The sequence below is a fragment of the Gordonia insulae genome, from assembly GCF_003855095.1.
GTDB classification, from domain to species: Bacteria; Actinomycetota; Actinomycetes; order Mycobacteriales; family Mycobacteriaceae; genus Gordonia; species Gordonia insulae.
Window position 1 is genome coordinate 48371 of the sequence record NZ_CP033972.1, and the last position, 23852, is coordinate 72222.

Annotated in this window: 23 protein-coding genes; 20 read left to right on the top strand and 3 right to left on the bottom strand. The window is 68.2% G+C overall.

Annotated elements, in window-relative coordinates:
- Positions 1–8: 8 nt before the first annotated feature.
- Both D7316_RS00315 and rpmB read right to left on the bottom strand, forming a co-directional pair.
- Positions 9–824 (bottom strand): enoyl-CoA hydratase/isomerase family protein, encoded by an 816-nt coding sequence (locus tag D7316_RS00315; protein ID WP_124706537.1) that lies wholly within the window; start codon positions 822–824, stop codon positions 9–11.
- Positions 825–945: 121 nt separating this feature from the next.
- Positions 946–1137 (bottom strand): 50S ribosomal protein L28, encoded by a 192-nt coding sequence (gene rpmB, locus D7316_RS00320; RefSeq protein WP_124706538.1) that lies wholly within the window; start codon positions 1135–1137, stop codon positions 946–948.
- A 258-nt stretch (positions 1138–1395) separates the two neighbouring features.
- Here rpmB and D7316_RS00325 point away from each other — a divergent pair, with 258 nt between their 5' ends.
- The 16 genes from D7316_RS00325 (at position 1396) to holA (ending at position 18336) form a co-directional block, all read left to right on the top strand.
- The gene (locus D7316_RS00325) at positions 1396–3066 is read left to right on the top strand and encodes a DAK2 domain-containing protein (RefSeq protein ID WP_232016700.1); all 1671 of its coding nucleotides are present in this window, start codon (positions 1396–1398) and stop codon (positions 3064–3066) included.
- Between the two features lie 8 nt (positions 3067–3074).
- A complete protein-coding gene (recG, locus tag D7316_RS00330) occupies positions 3075–5321 on the top strand; it encodes an ATP-dependent DNA helicase RecG (RefSeq protein ID WP_124711003.1) in 2247 nt (748 codons plus the stop codon).
- Positions 5322–5410: 89 nt separating this feature from the next.
- The gene (locus tag D7316_RS00335) at positions 5411–6109 is read left to right on the top strand and encodes an HNH endonuclease family protein (protein ID WP_232016701.1); all 699 of its coding nucleotides are present in this window, start codon (positions 5411–5413) and stop codon (positions 6107–6109) included.
- 159 nt (positions 6110–6268) lie between these two features.
- Positions 6269–7297, top strand: a complete 1029-nt coding sequence (locus D7316_RS00340) for a heme-binding protein (RefSeq protein ID WP_124706539.1) — start codon at positions 6269–6271, stop codon at positions 7295–7297.
- A 206-nt stretch (positions 7298–7503) separates the two neighbouring features.
- On the top strand, positions 7504–8781 hold the full coding sequence (locus D7316_RS00345) for a glutamate-5-semialdehyde dehydrogenase (protein ID WP_124706540.1): 1278 nt from the start codon (positions 7504–7506) through the stop codon (positions 8779–8781).
- Complete coding sequence (locus tag D7316_RS00350; protein ID WP_124706541.1) at positions 8781–9701, top strand: AAA family ATPase; 921 nt, start codon at positions 8781–8783, stop codon at positions 9699–9701. Before D7316_RS00345 ends, D7316_RS00350 begins: the two co-directional genes overlap by 1 nt.
- Positions 9701–11140 carry a vWA domain-containing protein gene (locus D7316_RS00355; protein WP_124706542.1) on the top strand — a complete coding sequence of 480 codons (1440 nt, stop codon included), beginning with the start codon at positions 9701–9703 and terminating at the stop codon, positions 11138–11140. The genes D7316_RS00350 and D7316_RS00355 overlap by 1 nt, the downstream gene beginning before the upstream one ends.
- 52 nt (positions 11141–11192) lie before the next feature.
- Positions 11193–11885, top strand: a complete 693-nt coding sequence (gene nadD / locus D7316_RS00360; RefSeq protein ID WP_124706543.1) for a nicotinate-nucleotide adenylyltransferase — start codon at positions 11193–11195, stop codon at positions 11883–11885.
- 46 nt (positions 11886–11931) lie between these two features.
- Positions 11932–12294: a ribosome silencing factor gene (gene rsfS, locus D7316_RS00365; RefSeq protein ID WP_124706544.1), complete on the top strand. Its 363-nt coding sequence runs from the start codon at positions 11932–11934 to the stop codon at positions 12292–12294.
- Positions 12291–13004, top strand: coding sequence for a histidine phosphatase family protein (locus D7316_RS00370; RefSeq protein ID WP_124706545.1), 714 nt, complete (start codon positions 12291–12293; stop codon positions 13002–13004). The genes rsfS and D7316_RS00370 overlap by 4 nt, the downstream gene beginning before the upstream one ends.
- Positions 13001–13780 carry a diglucosylglycerate octanoyltransferase gene (gene octT / locus D7316_RS00375; protein ID WP_124706546.1) on the top strand — a complete coding sequence of 260 codons (780 nt, stop codon included), beginning with the start codon at positions 13001–13003 and terminating at the stop codon, positions 13778–13780. The genes D7316_RS00370 and octT overlap by 4 nt, the downstream gene beginning before the upstream one ends.
- 9 nt (positions 13781–13789) lie before the next feature.
- Positions 13790–14638: a DegV family protein gene (locus D7316_RS00380; RefSeq protein WP_124706547.1), complete on the top strand. Its 849-nt coding sequence runs from the start codon at positions 13790–13792 to the stop codon at positions 14636–14638.
- Between the two features lie 96 nt (positions 14639–14734).
- On the top strand, positions 14735–15802 hold the full coding sequence (locus D7316_RS00385) for a ComEA family DNA-binding protein (RefSeq protein ID WP_124706548.1): 1068 nt from the start codon (positions 14735–14737) through the stop codon (positions 15800–15802).
- Entirely contained in the window at positions 15799–16935 is a 1137-nt protein-coding gene (locus tag D7316_RS00390) for a ComEC/Rec2 family competence protein (protein WP_331852551.1), read from the top strand. The genes D7316_RS00385 and D7316_RS00390 overlap by 4 nt, the downstream gene beginning before the upstream one ends.
- A gap of 5 nt (positions 16936–16940) precedes the next feature.
- Complete coding sequence (locus D7316_RS27665) at positions 16941–17369, top strand: ComEC/Rec2 family competence protein (RefSeq protein ID WP_331852552.1); 429 nt, start codon at positions 16941–16943, stop codon at positions 17367–17369.
- Positions 17353–18336 carry a DNA polymerase III subunit delta gene (holA, locus tag D7316_RS00395; RefSeq protein WP_124706549.1) on the top strand — a complete coding sequence of 328 codons (984 nt, stop codon included), beginning with the start codon at positions 17353–17355 and terminating at the stop codon, positions 18334–18336. The genes D7316_RS27665 and holA overlap by 17 nt, the downstream gene beginning before the upstream one ends.
- Before the next feature lie 139 nt (positions 18337–18475).
- Here the strand turns inward: holA and rpsT are convergent, their stop codons facing one another.
- Complete coding sequence (gene rpsT / locus D7316_RS00400) at positions 18476–18736, bottom strand: 30S ribosomal protein S20 (RefSeq protein ID WP_124706550.1); 261 nt, start codon at positions 18734–18736, stop codon at positions 18476–18478.
- 243 nt (positions 18737–18979) lie between these two features.
- On the opposite strand from rpsT, the gene D7316_RS00405 reads away from it, so the two are divergent.
- Genes D7316_RS00405 through D7316_RS00420 form a run of 4 tightly spaced genes read left to right on the top strand, consistent with a single transcriptional unit; the run spans position 18980 to position 23852 of the window.
- Positions 18980–20119 (top strand): sulfotransferase family protein, encoded by a 1140-nt coding sequence (locus D7316_RS00405; RefSeq protein ID WP_124706551.1) that lies wholly within the window; start codon positions 18980–18982, stop codon positions 20117–20119.
- 57 nt (positions 20120–20176) lie between these two features.
- On the top strand, positions 20177–22036 hold the full coding sequence (locus D7316_RS00410) for a circularly permuted type 2 ATP-grasp protein (protein WP_124706552.1): 1860 nt from the start codon (positions 20177–20179) through the stop codon (positions 22034–22036).
- Positions 22033–23013 carry an alpha-E domain-containing protein gene (locus D7316_RS00415; RefSeq protein WP_124706553.1) on the top strand — a complete coding sequence of 327 codons (981 nt, stop codon included), beginning with the start codon at positions 22033–22035 and terminating at the stop codon, positions 23011–23013. Before D7316_RS00410 ends, D7316_RS00415 begins: the two co-directional genes overlap by 4 nt.
- Entirely contained in the window at positions 23010–23852 is an 843-nt protein-coding gene (locus tag D7316_RS00420) for a transglutaminase family protein (protein ID WP_124706554.1), read from the top strand. The genes D7316_RS00415 and D7316_RS00420 overlap by 4 nt, the downstream gene beginning before the upstream one ends.

Consider the following 23852-nt stretch of genomic DNA (forward strand, 5'->3'; position numbering starts at 1 on the left):
CGGGCGGATCAGGACGTGCGGGCGGCGGCGAAGTCGGGGGTGCGCTTGGCGATGAACGCGTCGACTCCCTCGATCCCCTCCGGGGTGCCCGACAACGCGGAGATCGACTGAGCCTCGGCGGAGAGCTGCTCGATCAGCGACACAGTGGCCGAGCGGGTGAGCAGGGATCGGGTGGCCGCGTCCGAACCCCAGGGACCCGCGGCGATCTTTTCGGCCGCCGCGCGAGCTTCGGCGTCGACCTGCTCGTCGGCGACGAGGTCGGCCAGCAGCCCCCAGGCGAGAGCCCGATCCGCGTCGATGATCTGGTCGGTCAGGATGATGTGCCGGGCGCGCGCGGGACCGACGATGCGGGGGAGCGTCCAGGTCAGTCCGCCGTCGGGCGAGAGCCCGATGCCGCGGTACGCGGGGCGCATACGGGTCGACGATCCGCCGATCGCGACGTCGGCGTGCAGCACCAGACTCATCCCGGCGCCGGCCGCCCAGCCCTTGACCGCCGCGACGACCGGACGGTCGGCGTCGTGGAGGGCGGTCACGAAGGCGTGGAAGTTCTCGGCGAGTCCACGGAGGTAGGTCGGCCGGTGCTCGGCCGAGGCGAAGGCGCGGACGTTTCCGCCCGCACAGAAGTTCGCGCCGGTACCGACGAGCAGAATCGCCCCGACCTCGCGCTCGCCACGCGCGACTTCGCGCAGTGCCGCGGCACCCTCGATCAGGGCGTCGTCGGCGAGCGAGGTCCCCGCAGCCGGGGTGGACACGGCGATCGTGAGGACGGCGCCGTCCTGCGTGACGAGGGATTCGGCGGCTTCGGTTACAGGCTCTGCGGTCATGGTCTGCAGACTCTATCGCCGAACGCACAAAGACCCGACACCAGGGCGAGCGAATGCTCGCTCGGTGTCGGGTTCAGCGTGAAGATCGGGTTGGTCGACGAGGGCGGTGGCCGCCCGACGATCAGACGCGTGCGGTCTTGCCGGCCTTCAGGCAGGAGGTGCACACGTTCTTGCGCTTGCGGTTCCCGGGTGCGACCTCGACGCGCACCGACTGAATGTTCGGGTTCCACCGGCGGTTCGTGCGCCGGTGCGAGTGCGAAACCGACTTGCCGAAGCCCGGTCCCTTGCCGCAGATATCGCAGACGGCAGCCATCGTCGAACTCCCTTGTGTTGATGAAAGTGGTCGTGTTCTCACCTGCTGCGGTCCACGATCGGCGACGGGCGACGACGGGCACGGCGGCAAGGCAACCCTGCAAGAATAGCCGCACCGGACCGGCGCAGCCAAATCCGCTCCGCCGACACGTCCGGAGGGGGCGCAAACGGTCGGTGACCTCTACGTCGTCGGAGGGCACGAGTAACCTCGAGCACATCCGGCGAGGGGCCTTCGCCACGTCCAACGGTAAGGGGTTTCATGGCGTCCGTGTTCGACGGTGGTCTCACCAGGACGATGAACCCGCAGCTCCTGCGGGACTGGGCGCACGCCGCGGTGGAGGGCCTCGATGGCCTGCGCGGCGAGATCAACGATCTGAACGTCTTCCCGATCCCCGATTCCGACACCGGCAGCAACATGCTCTTCACCATGGCGGCCGCCGCGGCCGCCGTCGACGAGGTCCCCGATGATGCGGGCATCGCAGCGGTGGCGCGCAAGATGGCCGACGGCGCGGTCGCACAGGCGCGGGGCAACTCCGGCATCATCCTCTCGCAGATCCTCGTCGGACTCGCGGATGCCGCGGAGCTGGTGCCCGACGAGACACAGATGACCTTCAACCAGTTGTGGTCGTCGGGTCTGCGGCTCGGTTCGCTGGCTGCCGTCCGTGCGGTGAGCGAACCACGCGAGGGCACGGTGCTCACGGTGATCAGGATCGGGGCCGAGACGGCGGCGGTGAACTTCGCGGAATCCGCCGGCGATCTGGCACGGGCCGTCGCGGACGATTGCGCGGAGGCGCTCGAGCGGACCCCCGAGCAGTTGCCGGAACTCGCCGACGCGGGTGTGGTGGATGCCGGTGGCCGAGGATTCCTCGCGCTCGCCGACGCGATGGTGGCGGTGCTGACCGGTGTCGCGCAGCGTCGGCGACGCTATCGCGGGATCCTTCTCGGCGGTGGCGACCCCGGGCATCAGCAGAACGACGGCTGCTCGGGCAGCAGCGAGATGGATTTCGAGGTGATGTACAGCCTCGACGGTGCGGCCGGCGATCAGGTCGGGTCCCTGCGCGAGACGCTGAACGAGCTCGGCGATTCGGTGGTGATCGTCGGCGACAGCTCGGCCGGTGAGGGAGAGCGGTTCTCGGTGCACGTGCACACCTGCGAGCCGGGTAAGGCGGTCGAGGCCGGGGTGATCCGCGGGCCCGTCACCGACATCCGGATCAGCTGCTTCGCGCTCGACGCGATCCGGTCGCAGGTCGACACGGCCGAGCCGCCGCCCCGACACAAGCGGGCGGTGGTGGCGGTGGTCACGGGTGAGGGTGCGGCCGAGTTGTTCTCGGAGGCCGGCGCCGTGGTGTTGCGGGCCGACGACGGTCTCACCCCGGAAGCGCTGGTCGACGCGATCCGCGCGACCGACAGCGCACACGTGGTGGTGATGGCGAACGGAAAACTCGCGTCGCAGGACCTCGTCACCGTGACGGCGGCCACGCGTTCGACCCTGCGGTCTGTGGTCTTTCTGCCGACATCGTCTATGGTGCAATGTCTTTCGGCGCTCGCGGTACACGATGCGAGCGAGTCGCCGGACGCGGACACATATGCGATGGCCGAGGCTGCGGCCGGTACGCGGTGGGGTTCGTTGGTTCGGGCACGGGCCAAGATCATGACCCTCGCCGGGACATGTGAGGTCGGGGACGTGTTGGGGCTGATCGGCTCCGACGTCCTGGTCATCGCGCCGGACCAGACCGGTGCCGCCACCGCTCTCGTCGATCTGATGATGACCACCGGTGGCGAGATGGTCACGGTGATGGCCGGCTCCCAGGTCGATGATGCGGCCCTCGACGCCGTGGAGCTCCAGATGCGGCGCAGTTACGCGGGTGTCGAACTGGCGGTCTACCGGACCGGACAGTCCGATCAACTCCTGCAGATCGGGGTCGAGTAGTGATCCAGATGTCGGACGCGCTCGACACGATCCTCGATCCGAAGTCGGTCGCCCGGTTGGAGTCGATCTCGGTCTCGACGGTCGGGGAACTGCTTCGCTACGTCCCACGACGATATGTGCGCCAAGGTCAGCTCTCCGACGACGACATGCCGGTCGACGACGAATGGGCAACCGTCGTCGGCCGGATCACCGGCTCCAGGATGATCCAGATGCGCAAGCGCCACGGTCAGTTCCTGAAGGTGACCGTGACCGACGACAACCACACCTACGAGGCGAACTTCTTCAACGCCCGCTTCATCCAGCATCAGCTGAAGTCCGGTGCCCGGGTGATGATGGCGGGCAAGGTCAAGATCTTCCAGGGCAAGGTCCAGCTCTCGCATCCGGAGTGGGCGGTGCTGCCCGACGGCGATCCCGAGGTCGACCGGGTCGTCGGGTCGGCGATGCTCTCGGAGATGTATGCGGTCGAGGCGGAGGTCACCGGTGGTGACGTCGAACTCGCGGGCCTGGATCGACCGATCGTGCCGATCTACCCGTCCACCAAGGAGATCCAGACCTGGCACATCTGGGGAGCCATCCGTCGCGTGCTGGCGGCGTTGGAGACCGACGGCACGCGCGCGGCGACGGAGGATGCACTCACGCCCGAGCAGCGTGCGCACCGAGGATTGATCAGCACGGACGACGCACTGGTGCGCATCCATCTGCCCGACACCGAGGACGACATCGACACGGCCCGCACCCGGTTGAAGTTCGACGAGGCGCTGGCCATCCAGACGGTGCTGGCCCAGCGGCGTATCGCGGGACGTGGCGAGAGCGCGCCCGCCTGCCCTCATGTGGTGGGTGGACTCGAAGATCGCCTACTCGAGCGTCTTCCGTTCACCCTGACCGACGGACAGCAGGCGGTGGTCGGCGAGATCGCCGAGGAGCTCGGCAGCGACAGCCCGATGAGCAGGCTGCTCCAGGGTGAGGTCGGGTCCGGAAAGACGTTGGTCTCGTTGCTGGCCATGTTGCGGGTGGTCGACAACGGCCACCAATGCGCCATCCTGGCGCCCACCGAGGTGCTGGCCGCGCAGCACTATCGCACCATGCGGAAGATGTTGGGGGATCTGGCCGAGGCCGGTGAGTTGTCGGCCGCCGAGAGGGCGACCAAGATCGCGTTGCTGACCGGCTCGATGAAGACGGCCGGCAAGCGGCAGACCCTGCTGGACGTGGTGACCGGAACCGCTGGGATCGTCGTCGGGACCCATGCGCTCCTCGAGGAGAACGTGACGTTCTTCGATCTCGGCATGGTGGTGGTCGACGAGCAGCACCGGTTCGGCGTCGAGCAGCGAGATGTTCTGCGCGCCAAGGGGAGAGACGGACTCATGCCGCACTTCCTGGTGATGACCGCGACGCCGATCCCCCGGACCGTCGCGATGACGGTGTTCGGTGATCTGGAGACCTCGGTGCTCACCGAACTTCCGCGCGGACGGCAGCCGATCAGCACGTCGGTGGTTCCGATGGGCAATGCGTCATGGGTCGACCGGGTGTGGGCTCGTGCCGCCGAGGAGATCGGCGCCGGCCGGCAGGTCTATGTGGTGTGCTCACGCATCGGTGACGATGCCGAGGACAAGAAGTCACGCCGCTCCGCCGACTCGGAAGCACCCAAGAGCACGTCGGTTCTCGACCAGTACGCCGAACTGCTCGCCGGCCCGCTGGGCGGATTCCGGATCGAGATGCTGCACGGCCGACTTCCGGCCGACGAGAAGAACGCCGTGATGGATGCGTTCGGTCGCGGTGAGGTCGACCTCGTGGTCTCGACGACGGTGATCGAGGTCGGCGTCGACGTCCCCAACGCCACCATGATGGTCATCGTCGATGCCGAACGGTTCGGCGTCAGCCAACTCCATCAGCTGCGCGGGCGCGTGGGTCGAGGCGGCCATCCCGGACTGTGTCTGCTGATGTCCGCGGCGCCACAGATCTCCCAGGCGATGCAGCGGCTACGAGCGGTGCAGGAGTCCAACGACGGATTCGAGCTCGCCCGGGTCGATCTGGAGCAGCGACGCGAGGGCGACGTCCTCGGGTCCCTGCAGTCCGGTGGGACGTCGTCGCTGCGTTTCCTGTCCTTGCTCTCCGATGCCGAGGTCATCGCCGACGCACGGGAGTTCGCCGACGAGATCGTGGGCGCAGATCTGCCGTTGGCCGACCATCGTCCCCTCGCCGATCTCGTCGACGCCATCCTGGTGCCGAGCAAGGTCGAATATCTGGACAAGTCCTGATCCGCCCCGGGCGCTGATCCATCCCGGGCACTGTTCGCCGTGTGATGGAACGGCGCGATCGACCGGCGCGTCCAATCATCATGGGGTTCATGGGCGATTGGCCGCTGCGCTGGTGGCTGGTGCTGTGCGGGTTCGTCCTGAGCGCGGTCATGGTGGCGGTCGGGAGCGTCGCGCATCACGTCGGGTCGGGTGCCGACCCGGAGCTCGCGGGTCCCGCACGGATTGCGCTCAGTGCGCTGTCCCGCGTATCGGTTCTCGCACAACGGCCGTCGCGCGACGATTATCGGCGGGAGATGTTCGGAACCGCGTGGAGTGATGGCGTCGGGGTGACCGGTGGCGGCAACGGATGCGATACGCGCAACGACGTGCTGGCCCGCGATCTGGCCGACACCCGACGGGCCGCGGTGGCGTCGTGCCCGCGCGCGGTGGTCGCCGGCGAGTTCCGCAGTCCCTACACGGGCGAGTTCCTGGTCTTCCGCCGCGACCGCCGTGCCGGCGCCGTCCAGATCGATCACATCGTGCCGTTGGCCTACGCATGGGATATGGGCGCCTTCGCGTGGCCGCCGACCACCCGGCTGAACTTCGCCAACGATCCCGCCAACCTCGTTGCCGTCGATGCGGCATCGAACCTGACCAAATCCGATCAGGAACCGGGGCGGTGGATGCCGTCGAACAAGGGATTCCACTGCCGATATGCCATCCAGTTCGTCACGATGGTGGTGGCCTATCGACTACTACTCGACCGACCTTCGCAAGAGGCTCTGCGTAAAGCGTTGCAGCGCTGTTGAAGACATTCCGGTCGGGGCGTCCGGCGGATGAGATGTACGCGACGTGCGTAGTTTCGCGCGGGCGCGGCGGAGAAATGGGTAGTGGGCTACGCATGTGATGCCGGGACCTCCGGGCGATTCTCGGATCACCAGTCGCCCACTCACCAGAGGAACACTCCCATGACAATCATCGAAGACCCGCGACAGACCACGGTGACCTCGGTCGCAGACGCCAACGCCCGGACCGTCGAGATGGCCACGGCGGGTGACCCGGATCTCGGCCAACTGGCTGCTCTGCCCGGCACCTGGGCCAACGAGCCGAATCTGGTCGGGCGTGGCTGGAACCTCATCGCCCTGCCATTCGCCACAGCGCCGGGTGAAGGATTCAACTATCGCGTTCTCGTCAACCAGTACAACGAGGTGCTGAAGTTCAGTCTGGTCGACAAGAACGTCCCGAATCGCGGAATCGCCCGCAACGGTACGACGGTGGAGGCGGACCAGGAGGTCGGCACCCTCGACTACGAGCAATCGATCAAACAGATGATCGCGGCGGACTTCCCGGTGAGCGGATTGGCCGGCGCCCCGAGCGCCGCGATCCACCACGAGCCGGGTCTGTTTCTGTTCATGCAGGACCACACGAATGGTGGGCCGACCATCGGTCGATTGGCGACCATCCCGCACGGCGACGCGGTCCTCGCGCTCGGCATCGCCGATACCGAGCCGGGGCCGCCGGAGATCGATGATGTGAACGCGTTGCCCATCGGGGTGGACGACGATCTCGATTCGCCGTATATGGCGCCCTATCGCCACTTCGTCGACAACCATTTCCAGGGAAAGCTCGACCCGACAGACGTCGCCGGGCTGCTCCGCACGGCGAACGAGGGCGTGAACATCATCGAGACCACCACCATCGAGCTCGACACGACCACGGCAACCGGAGGAATCTCGAACATCCCGTTCGTGGTGAACCAGGCCAATGCCACCGAGATGAAATCGACGTTCTGGATTCAGAAGATCGATGACAACGGAACCCCGAAGCTGCGGCTGCAGTACATGCAGGTCGTCATGCTCGAGTTCTTCCCGCGTCGCGACGGCGGTCCGGGACTCGTCAAGTGGCCACACATCACCTTCAACACGATGGAGAAGGTCAGCGACACAACCGATCCCGGGTACGGCGCGATCGAGCTCGGGATGCGCCCGGTCGACTGAGGTGATCACGCCGCGGCGCGACGACGGGTCTCGGACACGCTGATCGTCGGCGGCCGGACTCCTCGGCCGGACCTCTACGAACGTATGTTCGACATCAGTGCGACGATGTGCCTCGCGTGTCTCGCGCAACAGGCGCCATCGGGGTTTCCGCCGCCTCCCGCTACTCTGGTGGGCGACATAATGCCGCAGTCGAAGCCGAGGAATCCATGAGTGCTCCCACCGCCGATCCGGGCGTGGTCGCGACCGACATCGAGCAGGTCGTCGCAGGTCTGGGCAAGGCCGCCAAGGTCGCATCCCGGGCGCTGGGTCGTCTGACCACCGCCGCCAAGAACGAGGTCCTGCTCGCCGCGGCGGCCGCCGTAGAGGCCAACAGCGAGGCGATCCTGGCGGCGAATGCCGCCGACATCGAGCGGGCCGAGAACGATGGCACCGAGGCGAGCCTCGTCGACCGGCTCCGATTGACCCCGGAGCGCGTGACCGGTATCGCCGACGGTCTGCGTCAGGTGGCTGTGCTGCCCGATCCCATCGGCCAGATCGTCTCGGGCAAGACGTTGCCGAACGGACTGGAACTGCGTCAGTTGCGTGTGCCGCTCGGCGTGGTCGGCATGGTTTACGAGGCCCGCCCGAACGTGACCGTCGACGCCTTCGGCATCGCCTTCAAATCCGGCAACGCCGTGCTGTTGCGCGGCTCGTCGTCGGCGTCGAACTCGAATGCCGAGCTGGTACGAGTGCTGCGGGACGTGTTGCGCGACAAGGGGATCAACGCCGACGCGGTCGCGTTGCTGCCGAGCGAGGACCGCTCGAGCGTTACCGCGCTCATCCGCGCGCGTGGGCTCGTCGACGTGGTGATCCCGCGGGGCGGTGCCGGGCTGATCAACGCCGTGGTGGCCAATGCCACCGTGCCGACCATCGAGACCGGGACCGGCAACTGCCACGTGTACGTCCACGCGCTGGCCGACATCGATGTGGCGACCCGGATCGTCCTGAACTCCAAGACCCGACGCCCGAGCGTGTGCAACACCGCAGAGACCGTGCTCATCGACAAGGCGGTCGCCGCCGACGCTATGCCGAAGATCACGCAGGCCCTGCGGGCGCAGGGTGTGGTGATCCACGGTGACGAGCCGGGCATGGAACCGGCCACCGAGCAGGACTGGTCCGACGAGTACCTCTCGATGGACATCGCGATGAAGGTCGTCGACGACCTGGACGCGGCAGTCGCGCACATCGACACCTACGGCACCGGCCACACCGAGGCCATCATCACGACCGACCTGGCGGCGGCCCGCGAGTTCACCTCGCGCATCGACGCGGCCGCGGTCATGGTGAATGCCTCGACCGCGTTCACCGACGGCGAGCAGTTCGGTTTCGGTGCGGAGATCGGCATCTCCACCCAGAAGCTGCACGCCCGCGGGCCGATGGGATTGCCCGAACTCACCTCGACGAAGTGGATCGTCTGGGGCGACGGCCACATCCGGCCCGCGTGATGGGGGAGACGACCACCGCAGCGAGCGGTCCCACCACGATCCCGTCGTTCGGCGACGTCCCCGACGTGGTGTCGCGACTGCGCTCGACGGGGTACCTCGCCGACGACGCCACCGCGACCTCGACCTATCTCGCCGACCGTCTGGGCAAACCGCTGCTCGTCGAGGGTCCGGCCGGAGTCGGCAAAACCGAACTCGCGCGGGCGATCTCGCAGGCCACCGGTGCGGAACTGATCAGGTTGCAGTGTTACGAGGGCATCGATGAGGCCCGCGCCCTGTACGAGTGGAACCACGCCAAGCAGATCCTGCACATCCAGGCCACCGGCACGCGGGACTGGGACGACGCGAAGAGCGACATCTTCTCCGATGAGTTCCTGCTTCCCCGACCGTTGCTGCGGGCCATCTCGCGATCCGAGCCGACCGTGTTGCTGATCGACGAGGTCGACAAGGCCGACGTCGACATGGAGGGCCTGCTGCTCGAGGTCCTCAGCGACTTCGCGGTCACCATCCCGGAGATGGGTACCGTCGCGGCGACCCGACGGCCCATCGTCCTGCTCACGTCCAACGCCACCCGCGATCTGTCGGAGGCGCTCAAACGCCGGTGTCTGTACCTCTACATCGACTTCCCCGAGGCGGCACGCGAACGCGAGATCCTGGCGTCACGGGTGCCGGAGCTCTCGGACACGTTGGCGGCCGAGTTGGTACGGGTCGTCGGGGTGCTGCGCACGCTCGACATCCGCAAGAAACCGTCGGTCGCCGAGACCATCGACTGGGGCAATACGCTGCTCGCGCTCGGTGCGGGTGAGGCGGGCGGCGCCGGCGCCGGCAAGATCGACGACGGGCTGATCGCCCGCACGCTCGGGGTGGTACTCAAGCACCGTCCGGACCTGAAGACGGCCCTCAAAGAACTCAAGTTGGGCTGATGCCGAGAGTGTCGGGAGACGCGGGGGTGTCCGAGGTGCCGATCGTCGGCCACCTCACCGGGTTCGTAGACGAGCTACGTGCCCGCGGGATCGTCGTCGGGCCGTCGTCGCTCATCGACTCGGCCCGCGCGATGGAGGTGCTCGACCTCCTCGACCGTCGGAGCCTGCGTGAGGGCCTAGCGGCCACGCTGATCAGCGACCAGATGCACCGCAGGGTCTTCGACACCGTCTTCGATCTCTGGTTCCCGCTCGGCACCGGTGCACGCACCACCGTCACCGACCTGCCGAGAACCTCGGACGGCGGCGTCGACGTCGAGGCGATGCGGCAGATGGTCGCCGAGATGCTCGCCGACGACGAGGCCGCGGCGGACGGTCGGCTCGATCAGATGATCGCGCTCATCGTCGACGAGTTCGGTCGATACGACTCGACCCGCGGCGAGGCGTTCTCCGCGTATCAGGCCCTGTCCACGGTCAACCCGCAGACGCTCATCGCGCGCATCGCCGCGGCCATGGCCGGCGGTGGTGACGACGACGGCGCCGTCGGCGACCGGCCCGGAACAGACCCGATGTACCGACGGGCCGCCCGCGCCCGCGCGTCGGACCTCCGTGCCGCGATCGAGTCGGAGACGCAGCGTCGGATGGCCGGACGCAACGGACGCGACCGGGTGGCCGACTACGCCGTTCCGCCGCTTCCGGAGAACATCAACTTCCTGTCGGCCGGGGCGAACGACCTCGCCGAGATCCGACGCACGATCGGGCCACTGGCGCGGCTGCTCGCGTCCAAACTGGAGACCCGGCGCCGACGAGCACATCGTGGCGCGGTCGATGTCCGCAAGACCCTGCGGGCCTCGATGTCGACGGGCGGTGTGCCCATCGAACTCAGTCATCGTCGGCCGCGCCCCGGTCGCCCTGAGCTCGTGGTCATCTGCGACGTGTCCGGTTCGGTCGCGGGTTTCTCCCAGTTCACCCTGCGTCTGGTTTACGCACTGCGCCAACAGTTCTCGAAGGTCCGGGTCTTCGCGTTCGTGGACACGGTGGACGAGGTGACCGACTTCTTCGACCGCGGCGCCGACGACGAGGACTTCGGTGCCAGCATGCATCGGATGATCACCACCGCGCGGATCAGCACCCGTGACGGGCACTCCGACTACGGCAACATGCTCAAGGGATTCGTCGAGGAGTACGGCGAGTCGCTCACCCATCGTGGTGCGTTGCTGATCCTCGGTGACGCACGGACGAATTACCACGACCCGCGCCTGGGAGCGTTGCGCGAGCTGACCGATCGCGCCCGCCATGCCTACTGGCTCAACCCGGAGGCCCGGCGCAACTGGGGGACCGGCGATTCAGCGGCCACCGAGTACGCCGAGGTCATCGAGATGTTCGAGTGCCGCAACGCCACCCAGCTCGGCCGGGCGATCGCCGACCTGTTGCCGGTGTGACCTGGGCCCGCCCGGACGAACACGGCGCGACGACCAAGTAAGCTCACTCCTCATGGCCACCGACCGCCAGTCGTCACCGCAACGGCGCGCACGCCGCATCGGCATCATGGGTGGCACTTTCGACCCGATTCACAACGGCCACCTCGTCGCGGCCAGCGAGGTGGCGCACCGGTTCTCCCTCGACGAGGTCATCTTCGTCCCCACCGGTCGGCCCTGGCAGAAGCTCGGCGACGAGGAGGCCGATCCGTCCCGCCCGGTGAGCCCGGCCGAGGACAGATATCTGATGACGGTGATCGCCACCGCGTCCAATCCGCAGTTCACCGTCAGCCGGGTCGACATCGAACGCGCCGGGGACACCTACACGGTCGACACCCTGCGTGACCTCCGACGACTGCACCCCGAGGCCGAGCTCTACTTCATCACCGGCGCCGACGCACTCGAGTCGATCCTCTCCTGGCAGGACTGGGAGGAGCTCTTCGAGCTGGCCAACTTCATCGGCGTCAGCCGGCCCGGGTACGAACTGCACGTCAAACACCTGGCGCATCACCTGGCGCAGCTTCCCCCCGACACCCTGCAGATGCTCGAGATCCCGGCGCTCGCGATCTCGTCCACCGAATGTCGTGCGCGGGCGGCGCGCGGGCGGCCGGTCTGGTACCTGGTCCCCGACGGCGTCGTCCAGTACATCGCCAAGCGCAAGCTGTACCGTGCACCGAGGGCGTCATCGCCAGGGGTCTCGGCCCCATGAACGATCGCGGGGCGATCGCCCCGAATCCACCGATGGAAGGACACCTGTGACTGCCTCAGCCGAAGCGCTGGAGATGGCCAGGGTCGCGGCGCTCGCCGCAGCCGACAAACTCGCCCACGACGTCACGGTCATCGACGTCTCCGAACAGCTGGTCATCACCGACATCTTCGTGATCGCGTCGGCGGACAACGAGCGGCAGGTCACCTCGATCGTCGACGAGGTCGAGGACAAGTTGCGCGAAGCGGGGTACAAACCGGTGCGTCGCGAGGGAACCCGCGAAGGGCGGTGGGCCCTGATCGACTACGCCGACATCGTGGTGCACATCCTGCACGCGGACGAGCGCGAGTTCTACGCGTTGGAGCGCCTCTGGAAGGACTGCCCGATCGTCGAGGTGGACGGGCTGGAATGAGCGGGGGACCGGATTCTCATGACACCGCCGTCGAACGTCTCACCCCGGTGGTACGTCGGCTGATCCTGTTGCGGCACGGCCAGACCGAATACAACGCGGCGAGTCGGATGCAGGGGCAGCTGGACACCGACCTCTCCGCCGTCGGTGTCGGTCAGGCCGAGGCGGCCGCGGTCGCACTCGCCGAACGGGCGCCGATGGTGATCGTGTCGTCGGATCTGTCCCGCGCCCGGGACACGGCCGAGGCACTCGCACGCCGGACCGGGCTTCCCGTCAGCACCGACGTCCGGCTCCGGGAAACCCATCTCGGCGACTGGCAGGGGATGACCCACCTCGAGGTCGACGACGTGATGCCCGGCGCCCGACGTGTGTGGCGCGACGACGCGAGTTGGACGCCGCCCAACGGGGAGAGCCGCATCGACGTGGCCCGCCGTGCGGTTCCGCTCGTCGACGAACTCGTCGCCGGGCTCGACGACTGGGGCACCGGTGACCTCCCCGAGGCACCCGTGGTGTTGGTCGCGCACGGCGGGGTCATCGCGGCGATGACCGCAGCGCTGCTCGACCTGCCGGAGGCCTCGTGGCCGGTGTTCGGCGGCCTGGCGAACACGAGCTGGGTTCAGTTGTCCGGACACGGTGTGCCCGGGGAGCCGCCACGCTGGCGCCTCGATGTCTGGAACGCCTCGGCCGAGAGCGCTGACGCGGCCGTCCAATGACGTTGCTGGTGCTGTCGGATTCGTTGGCGTACTACGGCCCGGCCGGCGGGCTGGCCGCCGACGATCGGCGGATCTGGCCCAACCTCGTCGGCGAGCGCTGCGATAGGGAGGTCCGCCTGTTCGGTCGGATCGGGTGGACCAGCCGCGACATCTGGTGGGCCCTGACGCAGGACCCGAACATCTGGGCATCGGTCCCACACGCCGAAGTGGTCGTGCTGGCCTTCGGCGGCATGGACAGCCTGCCGTCGCCGCTGCCGACCGCGGTGCGCGAACAGATCCGGTACGTGCGCCCCAATCGCTTGCGACAGGTCGTCCGGGACGGCTATCAATGGGTGCAGCCGCGGCTGTCGCCGCTCGGTTGGCCGGTCGCGTTGCCGCCCAAGGTCACCGTCGAGTATCTGGAGAAGATCCGTTCGGCCTTGGTCCAGCTGCGGCCGGGGCTGCCGATCGTGCTGTGTCTGCCGCCCACGCATCGCAGCCCGTATTACGGACACGTGCACAGCGGGCGGATTCCGACGACGGCAGCCATGGCGGAATGGGCGACTGCGCACGACCTGCCGACAGCGGACTTCTACCCGACGACGCGCGACGCCTTTCTCGCCGGCAGCGGCGACATGAACCCGGACGGGATCCATTGGGGTTTCGAATGCCATCGCGGAATCGCCGACGTGGTGGTGCCGGTGGTGCGGACCGCTCTGGACGGGCCCGGCGACGGGCTTCCGGGCGAACGAAGCGACGGGGGATGTCCTCCGACCGGCGCCGGAGCGACCGGCTAACGTAGACCCGTGCCTGTCGTCGTCGTCACCGATTCATCGTCGCGGTTGCCGGCCGCGATCGCCGATCACTACGGCATCCGGCAGGTCCCGCTCCACCTGAGTCGCGACGGTGTCGACTATCTCGAGGGTGTCGACGACATCCCGGCGGACATCATCTCCACACCGGGCGTCACCACCTCCGGCGCCAATCCGCACGAACTGACCCTGGCCTATGAAGAGGCGCTCGAGGCCAGCGACGGCGACGGCGTCGTCGCCGTGCACATGTCGCGGAGACTGTCCGGGACGTGGGGCGCCGGTCGCCTCGCGGCAGAGAAGTTCCCGGGCCTCGTGCGCATCGTCGATTCCCGGTCCGTGGGTCTCGCGGTGGGCTTCACCGCGATCGGTGCCGCCCAGGCGGCGGCGGCCGGAGCCGATCGCGACCGTGTCTACGAATCGGCGATCCGGCAGGCGTCGACGGTCGACTCGATGGTGTGCGTGCACCAACTCGACAATCTCCGCCAGAGCGGCCGGATCAGTGCCGCCAGCAAGATGCTCGGGTCGGCCTTGTCGATCAAGCCGATCCTGCACATGGTCGACGGGATGCTGACCCTCAAGGAACGGCATCGGACGTTCTCGAAGGCCCTCGCCAAGATGGTGGATGCCGCCGTGGAGTCCGCGGGTGGCCGCCCGGTCACGCTCGGGGTCCAGCACAGCGCCTCGCCCGAGCTCGCGCGAGAACTCGCCGAGCAACTGACCGGCCGGCTGCGCCTGGTGACATCGGAACTCGTGGTCGACCTCGGCCCGATACTCGGTTGCCACGTCGGCCCCGGGGCCATCGGCGTCACACTGGCGTCGCATCTCGATCCGATCGACATCTAGCCCGCATCCTCCACAACGCCGGATCCATCCACAGATCCGGGCCGGGATGCGTTCGCGGCGTTTGCTCCCGCTGACGAGTCCCTACGCTCAGCGGGCATGAGCACCCCAGCACGACACCCTCGGCGCAGCGCGCTGGACCGGCTGTCATCGCCCGCGGTCGAGTCCCCGCGGGCGGCGCGACACGGTGGCGCGGTCGACGTCGACGTCTCCGACGTCTGGTCGCCGGCGACGGATCCTGCCGAGGCGCAACGGGATCAGCCCCTCGACGCCGATCTCCCGCCGGACGTCGCACCGACTCCGGACGTCGGGGTACGTCCCGCGGAGGACCGCCCGTGGGGCGTGACGGCCGTCCCGACCTGGCTGGAACCCATTGCGCCGCATGACCCGTCGCGTTCCCGGATGGCGATCGGGGACAGGTTCGGTGCACCGGACCCGGATGAGCCCGACGACGATCGGCCACGCCGCCGCTTCGCGGTCGCGCCGCCAGCGGCGATCGCGCTCATCGTCATCGGAATCGTCGCATGCGCGGTCGCCGGCCTCTCGTTGCTGCACGGCGGATCGGAAAGCACCTCGCCGGTGGCATTCCCGGCCTCCGCGGGACCGACCGAGCCGACCCCGGCCGGTCAGTCGCCGCCGGCGAACCCGGCCGCACCGTCGGTCACGTCCGGCGAGATGGTCGTGAGTGTGGTCGGTCTCGTCCGTCGGCCGGGCCTGGTCCGACTGTCCGGGCAACCGCGGGTCGCCGATGCCATCGATCGGGCGGGCGGCGCCCGACAAGGCGCAGATCTTCTCTCGCTCAACCTGGCCCAGCGGCTCAACGACGGCGATCAGGTCCTCGTCGGATACACCGGCGGCGGTGGCCGGATGTCGTTGCGCAGTGCCGTCGTCGGGGCCGGCGGAACGGGCGGTGCGTCGTCGGGGTCCGGATCCTCCGCGGCGGCAACGAGTTCGGCCGTGCCGAGCGGGGCGGGAGCCAAGGTCGACCTCAACTCGGCGACCGAGGCGCAACTCGACGAATTGCCGGGCGTCGGGCCGGTCACCGCCAAGGCCATCGTCGCGTGGCGGGATGCTCACGGCCGCTTCACCTCCGTCGATCAGCTCGGCGAGGTCGACGGGATAGGGCCCACTCGCTTGGCGAAACTGCGCGACCTGGTCACGGTGTGAGCCGCACGTCGGTGATCGGCGGGTTCCTCCCGTCGGGTGACTATCGGTTGGTCACACCGGCCGCGACGGTCTGGCTCGTCAGTCTCGTCGCCCTCGCCGCGTCGACGGTCCTCGTCCAGGCACTGGCCATCGCGGCCGGGGTGGTGTGCGCGATCGCGGTGGCGTCGGCGTGGCGCGGATGGGTGGGGTGGTCGACCGTCTCGCTCGTCGTGGTGGTGGGCGGCATGGCCGCGGTCACGGCGGGCGCCATCGCCTTTCGCCTCGAGGCCCGTGCGGTGCATCCGCTCTCGCACAGCGAGGGCAAGACGCGGGTGACGGCGATCATCCGCGACGACGCGGTCGCTCTCGGTCCGGCCGCCGCGTCGAGAGTGCGCGTGCGGGTCGACGTAGACGGGGTCGCCGGACGTCAGGTCGCGCCGGTGTCCGCGGAGCTGACGGGAGGATCGTCCGAGTGGTCTGAACTCCTTCCCGGGCAACACTTCACCGCAGTCGTGCGGGTCGCTCGGCCGCGCGGTGGAGACCTCATGGTGGCGCGTCTGTCCGCGGTGTCGACGCCCACCCTCCTCGGGCGACCGCCGCCGCACCAACGGCTCGCGGGTGCGATCCGCCAGCGCCTGCAGATGGTGTCGGCGCGAGCACTGGGACCCGAGGCGGCCGGTCTGCTGCCCGGGCTCGTCCTCGGTGACACCAGCTCCCTGGATGCGGTTGTCCGCGAGGACTTCCGAGACGCCGGACTGACCCATCTGGTCGCGGTGTCCGGCAGCAACTTCGCGATCGTGTGCGGTGCGGCGGTGATGGTGGTGCGGATTGCGGGGGCGTCACCGAGGGTCACTGCGATCGTCGGTGCGGTCATCGTCGTCGCATTCGTGATCCTGGTGCGCCCGTCGCCGAGTGTGTTGCGCGCGGCGATGATGGGCATGGTGGGTCTGTTGGCACTGGCAGGATCACGACATGCACAGGCGATGCCCGCACTCGGTGCCGCGACCATCGTCGGTCTGCTGTGGTGGCCGGAGCTCGCCGTCGCCCCCGGATTCGCGCTGTCGGTCCTGGCCACGGCCGGACTCGTCCTCTGGTCGGCCGGTCTGCGGGATTGGTTGCGCGATCGGGGATACCGTCGGGACTCGCCGAGCTGATCGCGATGGCGACCGCGGCGCAGTTGGTCACCGCCCCCGTCGTCGCGTTGCTGAGCGGACGGTTCACCGTCCTCGGACTCCTCGCGAACATCATCGTGGTCCCGGTGGTCGGACTCGTCGGCATCGCGGGCACCGCGGCCGCGGTCATCGGCGCGGTCGGCGGCCCGGACGGGCTCGGTGCCGGCATCGCCGAACTCATGATCAGAGCGCTCGGACCCGAACTGTGGTGGATGCTCACGTGTGCCCGGGTACTGGGCGGTGTGTCGTGGGCGGTGGTGCCGGTGCCGTCGGGGGTGCGAGGGGCGGTGGTCGTGGGGCTGGCCACGGTGGCTGCCGTGTTCACCATCCGCGTCCTGATCCGGTGGGGCGAGGTCCTCCGACGTGCTCGTCGGATGGGTGTCCGCCCGGTCTGGCACCATGGTCGCCGTGAGTGAACGCCTGCACCTGTTGCTCGGGGACGACGATTTCCTGACGGGTCGGGTGATCACGGCCGTCGCGGCCGAACGGACGGCCGCCACCGACAGCGACATCCCGGTCACCCGTGTCCGGGCCGGCGACGTCACCGAGCACGAGCTCGCCGAGTTGCTGAGCCCGTCGCTGTTCGCGGAAGACCGCATCGTGGTGATCGAGTCCGCAGCCGATGCGGGCAAGGAGCCGGCGTCCCTCATCGCCGAGGCGGCCGGCGAATTGCCGGACGGGATCACGCTCGTGGTCGTCCACACGGGCGGTGGCCGCGCCAAGTCGCTGGTGCCCGCCCTGAAGAAGGCCGGCGCGGTCGAGCACGATTGCGCCGCACCGAAATGGCCGTCGGAACGCGTCGACTTCGTGCGCAAGGAGTTCCGCTCGCTGGGCGTCAAGGTCGGCAACGATGTCGTCGAGCAGGTCGTCGAGGGCGTGGGATCAGAACTGCGTGAACTGGCCGCGGCGTGCAGCCAGTTGGTGGCGGACACGGATGGAAAGGTCACCGTCGATGCCGTCCGGTTGTATTACCAGGGACGGCCGGAGATCACCGGATTCGAGGTCGCCGACAAGGCGGTGACCGGCGACCGGCCGGGTGCGCTGGAGTCACTGGCGTGGGCCGAACATCACGGCGTGCCGCGGGTGCTGCTCGCCGACGCGCTCGCGGAGGCGGTCCACGCGATAGCGCGTGTGCGGGCGATGGGGTCGATGGACCAGTATGCGGCGGCATCGGAGCTCGGCATGCCGCCGCGGCGCGTCAAGAAGGTGCAGGCGCAGGCGCGTGCGTGGGACTCGGCATCGATCGCCGCCGCGATCGTGGTGGTCGCCAAACTCAACGGCGACGTCAAGGGTCAGGCCGCGGATGCGGACTTCAGTCTGGAACACGCGGTCGCGACCGTGGCCGGGCTGCGGCCGACCCGTGAGCGTGGCCGGGCGGACTGACCCGGGCCGCCTGCACGCCCACTCAGGTTCGGTACCAGCCCGCTCATGTCGCATACACGACGCGGCTCACCCCGGTGACCGCGTGGGTGTCACCGGGGTGAGCCGTGAGAACGTTGTGCTGAGGGCTACCGGGGGTAGATCAGAGCTTGTTGACGGCCAGCGCCATGGCCGACTTCTTGTTGGCGGCCTGGTTGGCGTGGATGACGCCCTTGCTGGCTGCCTTGTCGAGCTTCTGCCCCGCGGCGGCGGCGAGCTCGGTGGCCTTGGCCTTGTCACCTGCGTCGACGGCCTCGCGGAAGTGGCGGATTGCGGTCCGCAGCGCCGAGCGCACCGACTGGTTGCGCTGGCGGCTCGCCTCGTTGGTGCGAATCCGCTTGATCTGCGACTTGATGTTTGCCACGCGTGTATACCTCTTGGTTCTGGTTGGTTCTCGTTGTCCGTGTTCGGCGGCGAGCGGGTCGCGCCTGAGCAGGTCGGACGGTTGTGGATCAGGGGTGATCACGCCGACGCTGCGACAGCGTTCGACTTTACCAGCACGCCTTGTCACGACCCAAATCGCGCGGCGTCCCCGGGCGCCCGGCTCGTCGGTGGCCTTCGCCGCGGCCGGATGCGCAAGGGTTTTCACCAACTAGGCTAGAACATCATGTCTGTCGTCTTCGTGCACATCGGCCTGCCCAAAACCGGGACCACCCACCTGCAGGACCGGCTCTGGCGCAACCGCGACCTGGCGTTGCGGTCGGCGGGACTGCTCTACCCGGGCAACGTGATCTCCGATCATTTCCACGCCGCGGTGCACCTCCAGCCCGATCGGTACCTGGACTGGGTCGATCCGGCCTTCGCGGGTACGTGGCCGACGATGCGGGCGCAGATGAAGGCGTGGCCGCAGGCCTCGCTGCTGTCCCACGAGCTCTACGCCACCGCGAGGCCCGAGCACATCGCCACGTTGCTCGACGACCTGTCGTTCGCCGACGAGGTCCATGTCATCGCCACGGTCCGTGACCTGGCCCGGCAGCTGCCGTCGGTGTGGCAGGAGAACATCAAGAATCAGCGGGAGGCGACCTTCGACGAGTTCCTCCACTCGGTACACACCCACGGCCCGGCGCTGCCCGGTTTCACCCCGCCCGCCGACGGCGGGATCGAGGAGCCGTTCTGGGAGTTCCAGGACCACGTCCGGATCCTGAACGACTGGGCGGCGGCCGTAGGGCCCGAACGCGTGCACGTCGTCACCGTCCCCACTCGCCGCGACACGCCCGGGGACACGATCTGGGAGAGATTCCTGCGGGTTCTCGACGTCGACCCCGCGCCGCTCACCATTCCGGTGCCGAGCCTCAACTCGTCGCTCTCCTCGGCGCAGGCGGAATTCCTGCGCCGGCTCAACGGTCGGCTCCAGCCCACAGACGTCGAGTGGCGTCGATACGAGCGTGTCGTCAAGGGGCAGCTGATCGGCGAGATCCTGTTCGAGGCGCCGTCGGGTCCGCCGCGCGGGCTCACCTCCGATCAGCGCACGTGGGTGGCGCAGACCGCGGACGAGATGATCGCCGAGGTCCGCGCGGCCGGCTATCGGGTCTCCGGGGATCTCGACGATCTGACGGTCAGCAGACTCGCGGCCGGTGACGCACTGCCGCCCACCATGCAGGATGTCCTCGACGTCGCCCTCGACACTCTCGCCGAGGTCGTCAAGACGGCACCGCTGCCGGCAGTGGGGCCGCGCCGGCGGACCCGGGCGATGAACGTCGTGCGACGCGTGCGGCGGCGGGTGACAGGACTGCGCCGCTCCCTCTGACGTGGGCGTGTCCAACCGTCCTGCCGAATCCGTCGTTTTGTAGCACCATGTCAAGTTATGACTCCCGCGTCGACGACCCCAGCGTCCAGCAAGCGAACCGCCACCAAGGCCGCCGCCGGCAAGTCGAGCGCCACGAGTGCGGCAAAGGGCGCGAAGTCGGGTGGTGGCCGGGGTGCCGACGGCAAGGCGCCCGCAGCGGCGAAGTCGAAGCCCAGGGAGTCCACGCCACCCGCGCGGCGGGCCAAGACCGTTGTCCGGGAACCGAAAGCGGTCGACAACACCATCTTCGCCGGATACGGCCGAGGCCCGTACGGCAAGGCCTTCGACGAGATGTTCGACGCCGACGGGGATGTGCGGGGTCCGTACCGGGGGATCTACCGCGCCATGTCGGAGTACGACGCCGCCGACCTCGACGTCCGAGTCGACGCGCTCGGTCGCGCGTTCATCGATCAGGGCGTCACCTTCTCGCTGTCCGGCAAGGAACGTCCCTTCCCGCTCGACGTTGTGCCGCGGGTGATTTCGGCCGGTGAGTGGACCAAGTTGGAAGCCGGCATCACCCAGCGGGTGCAGGCGCTCGAACTGTTCCTCGACGACATCTACGGTGAGCAGGAGATCCTGCGTGACGGCGTACTGCCCAAACGTCTGGTCCACTCGTGCGAGCACTTCCACCGCCAGGCCGCAAACATCCGTCCGCCCAACGGGGTTCGTATCCATGTCGCGGGCATCGACCTGATCCGGGACGAGAACGGTGACTTCCGCGTACTCGAGGACAATCTCCGTTCGCCGTCGGGCGTCTCCTACGTGATGGAGAACCGCCGGACCATGGCCCGGGTGTTCCCGGATCTCTTCTCGTCGCATCGCGTCCGCGCGGTGGGCGACTACCCGAGTCACCTGCTGCGCGCGTTGCGTGCCTCGGCGGCCTTCAACGAGGCCGATCCGAACATCGTCGTGCTGACGCCGGGTGTCGCGAACTCGGCCTACTTCGAGCATTCCCTGCTGGCCCGGCTGATGGGTGTGGAACTCGTCGAGGGACGAGATCTCTTCTGCCGCGACAACGTCGTCTACATGCGCACGACCGAGGGTGAACAGCGTGTCGACGTGATCTACCGGCGCATCGACGACGATTTCCTCGATCCGATGCAGTTCCGGCCGGATTCCATGCTCGGAGTCGCGGGACTGCTGAACGCCGCCCGGGCCGGGAACGTGGTGATCTCGAGTGCGGTCGGCAACGGTGTGGGCGACGACAAACTGATCTACACGTATGTGCCCGAGATCATCCAGTACTACCTCGGCGAGAAGCCGTCGCTGATGAACGTCGACACCTTGCGCTGTTGGCTCGACGACGAGTGCGAGGAAGTCCTCGACCGCATCGACGAACTCGTCATCAAGCCCGTCGAGGGCTCCGGCGGATACGGCATCGTATTCGGGCCCGACGCCACCAAGGCGGAACTGGACACGTTGGCCCGCAAGGTGCGCAACGACCCGCGCGGGTGGATCGCCCAGCCCGTGGTCCAGCTGTCGACGGTGCCGACCAAGATCGACGGCGACGTCCGCCCGCGACACGTCGACCTGCGGCCGTTCGCGGTCAACGACGGAGAATCCGTGTGGGTGTTGCCCGGCGGCCTCACCCGAGTCGCACTGCCGGAGGGATCGCTGGTGGTCAACTCCAGTCAGGGTGGCGGTTCCAAGGACACCTGGGTGCTGGCATCGTCGCGGTCGTCGGAGGAGCGGGAACTGTCGGGTGCAAAGGTCGTCGACGCCAGCGGGGTGGCCGCGGCGCGGCCCGCGGAGAGCGCGCCCGATCCGCTGCACACCCAGACCCAGCAACAGCAGCAGGCCAGACAGACACAGTCGCCCGGTGGGCAATCGCAGACGATCGGCACCATGACACAGAGCCAGGGCGGTGATCCCCGATGATGCTGGCCCGCAACGCCGAATCGCTCTATTGGATCGGCCGCTATGTCGAGCGTGCCGATGACATGGCCCGCATCCTCGACGTCGCGATCCATCAGCTGCTCGAGGACGCCACCGTGGATGTCGACCGGCAGGCGCGCCTGGTGATCCAGGTGCTGGGTCTCGAGGCGCCGGATCCGGACGAACTCATGGACGTCTGGTCGCTGACCGAACGCGTTGCCTACGAGAAGGATTCGGTCGGATCCATCGTCGACCTCATCCGATCGGCACGCGAGAACGCGCGCGGGGCACGCGAGGTCACGTCGAGCGAGATGTGGGAGTGCCTCAACACCACCTACAACGGGCTCGGCGACGCAGAGCGGCGCGCCCGACGTCTCGGACCGCACGAGTTCCTGTCCTACGTGAAGAACCGGGCCGCCATGTTCGCGGGCCTCGCGGACGCGACCCTCAGCCACGACGACGGCTACCGGTACCTGCTTCTCGGGCGGTCGGTGGAACGCGTCGACATGACGATCAGGATGCTGCTGTCGCGGGCCGGCGACCGGGTGAGTTCACCCGCGTGGGTCAGCGTCCTGGTGTCGGCGGGAGCCCACGACACCTTCCTGCGGACCTATCGCGGGGTGCTCGACGCCGAGAACATCGTGGAGTTCATGCTGGTCGACCGGTTGTTCCCCCGCTCGGTGTTCCATGCGCTCCGGGTCGCCGAGCAGAACATGGGTGACCTGGAGAAGCGCACCAGCCGGGTCGGTGCGCAAGGCGAGGCGCTGTTGCTCCTCGGACGGGCGCGCAGCTCGCTCGAGTTCCTCGAACCGGGCAGGCTGCTCGACGACCTACAGGACCGGCTGCTCGAGTTGCAGGACACGTGCCGCGAGGTCAACGAGGCCGTGACCGCCCAGTACTTCCACGTATCGCCCTATGTGTCGTGGGCCGACGCCCGGGTGGACACCGAAGACCATGTCATCGAGGAGAGTGAACTGTGAGCTGGCGTCTACGGGTCGTCCATTCCACCGGCTTCGCCTACAAGAGTCCGGTCACCTCGTCGTACAACGAGGCGCGCCTGACCCCGCGCAGCGACAACCGGCAGAACGTCATCGTCAATCGGGTCGAGACGGTGCCGGCCACCAGGTCCTACCGCTACACCGACTACTGGGGCTCCGCCGTCACGACATTCGACCTGCACGCCCCGCACGAGGAGCTCGAGGTCTCGGGGATGTCGGTCGTGGAGACCGAGGCGGGTGAGCGGCCGACGAAGAAGGTCACCTGGGACGAGGTGCGCAGCGACTACGTCGCCGACCGCTACGACGAGATGCTGTCGTACACGGGTTATGTCTGCAAGAACCGTCAACTCTCTTCCGCGGCAAACCGATTGGCCAAGGGTCTCGAACCCGAGGACGCGGTCGAGGCGGTGTGCAAGTTCGTCAATGAGGAGATGGAGTACGTCCCCGGCACCACGGGCGTGCACACCACCGCCGTGGACGCATGGGTCGAGCGCAAGGGTGTCTGCCAGGACTATGCGCATCTGACCCTGCTGATGCTGCGAGGTCTCGGGATACCCGCCCGATACGTGTCGGGGTACCTGCATCCGCAGTCCGACGCGGAGATCGACACGACCGTCGAGGGACAGAGCCACGCGTGGATCGAGGCGTGGACGGGTGGCTGGTGGGGCTATGACCCGACCAACGACACCACCATCACCGAACGGCATGTGTCGGTGGGCGTGGGCCGCGACTACTCCGACGTGTCGCCCCTCAAGGGCATCTACACCGGCGGTGGCGCAACAGATCTCGATGTGGTGGTGGAGATCACGCGACTGGCGTGA

Bases quoted from the DNA above. Each gene is read 5' to 3' on its own strand.
- D7316_RS00315 (WP_124706537.1), bottom strand. From the start codon at position 824: ATGACCGCAGAGCCTGTAACCGAAGCCGCCGAATCCCTCGTCACGCAG.
- rpmB (WP_124706538.1), bottom strand. From the start codon at position 1,137: ATGGCTGCCGTCTGCGATATCTGCGGCAAGGGACCGGGCTTCGGCAAG.
- D7316_RS00325 (WP_232016700.1), top strand. From the start codon at position 1,396: ATGGCGTCCGTGTTCGACGGTGGTCTCACCAGGACGATGAACCCGCAG.
- recG (WP_124711003.1), top strand. From the start codon at position 3,075: ATGTCGGACGCGCTCGACACGATCCTCGATCCGAAGTCGGTCGCCCGG.
- D7316_RS00335 (WP_232016701.1), top strand. From the start codon at position 5,411: ATGGGCGATTGGCCGCTGCGCTGGTGGCTGGTGCTGTGCGGGTTCGTC.
- D7316_RS00340 (WP_124706539.1), top strand. From the start codon at position 6,269: ATGACAATCATCGAAGACCCGCGACAGACCACGGTGACCTCGGTCGCA.
- D7316_RS00345 (WP_124706540.1), top strand. From the start codon at position 7,504: ATGAGTGCTCCCACCGCCGATCCGGGCGTGGTCGCGACCGACATCGAG.
- D7316_RS00350 (WP_124706541.1), top strand. From the start codon at position 8,781: ATGGGGGAGACGACCACCGCAGCGAGCGGTCCCACCACGATCCCGTCG.
- D7316_RS00355 (WP_124706542.1), top strand. From the start codon at position 9,701: ATGCCGAGAGTGTCGGGAGACGCGGGGGTGTCCGAGGTGCCGATCGTC.
- nadD (WP_124706543.1), top strand. From the start codon at position 11,193: ATGGCCACCGACCGCCAGTCGTCACCGCAACGGCGCGCACGCCGCATC.
- D7316_RS00370 (WP_124706545.1), top strand. From the start codon at position 12,291: ATGAGCGGGGGACCGGATTCTCATGACACCGCCGTCGAACGTCTCACC.
- octT (WP_124706546.1), top strand. From the start codon at position 13,001: ATGACGTTGCTGGTGCTGTCGGATTCGTTGGCGTACTACGGCCCGGCC.
- D7316_RS00385 (WP_124706548.1), top strand. From the start codon at position 14,735: ATGAGCACCCCAGCACGACACCCTCGGCGCAGCGCGCTGGACCGGCTG.
- D7316_RS27665 (WP_331852552.1), top strand. From the start codon at position 16,941: ATGGCGACCGCGGCGCAGTTGGTCACCGCCCCCGTCGTCGCGTTGCTG.
- holA (WP_124706549.1), top strand. From the start codon at position 17,353: ATGGTCGCCGTGAGTGAACGCCTGCACCTGTTGCTCGGGGACGACGAT.
- D7316_RS00405 (WP_124706551.1), top strand. From the start codon at position 18,980: ATGTCTGTCGTCTTCGTGCACATCGGCCTGCCCAAAACCGGGACCACC.
- D7316_RS00410 (WP_124706552.1), top strand. From the start codon at position 20,177: ATGACTCCCGCGTCGACGACCCCAGCGTCCAGCAAGCGAACCGCCACC.
- D7316_RS00415 (WP_124706553.1), top strand. From the start codon at position 22,033: ATGATGCTGGCCCGCAACGCCGAATCGCTCTATTGGATCGGCCGCTAT.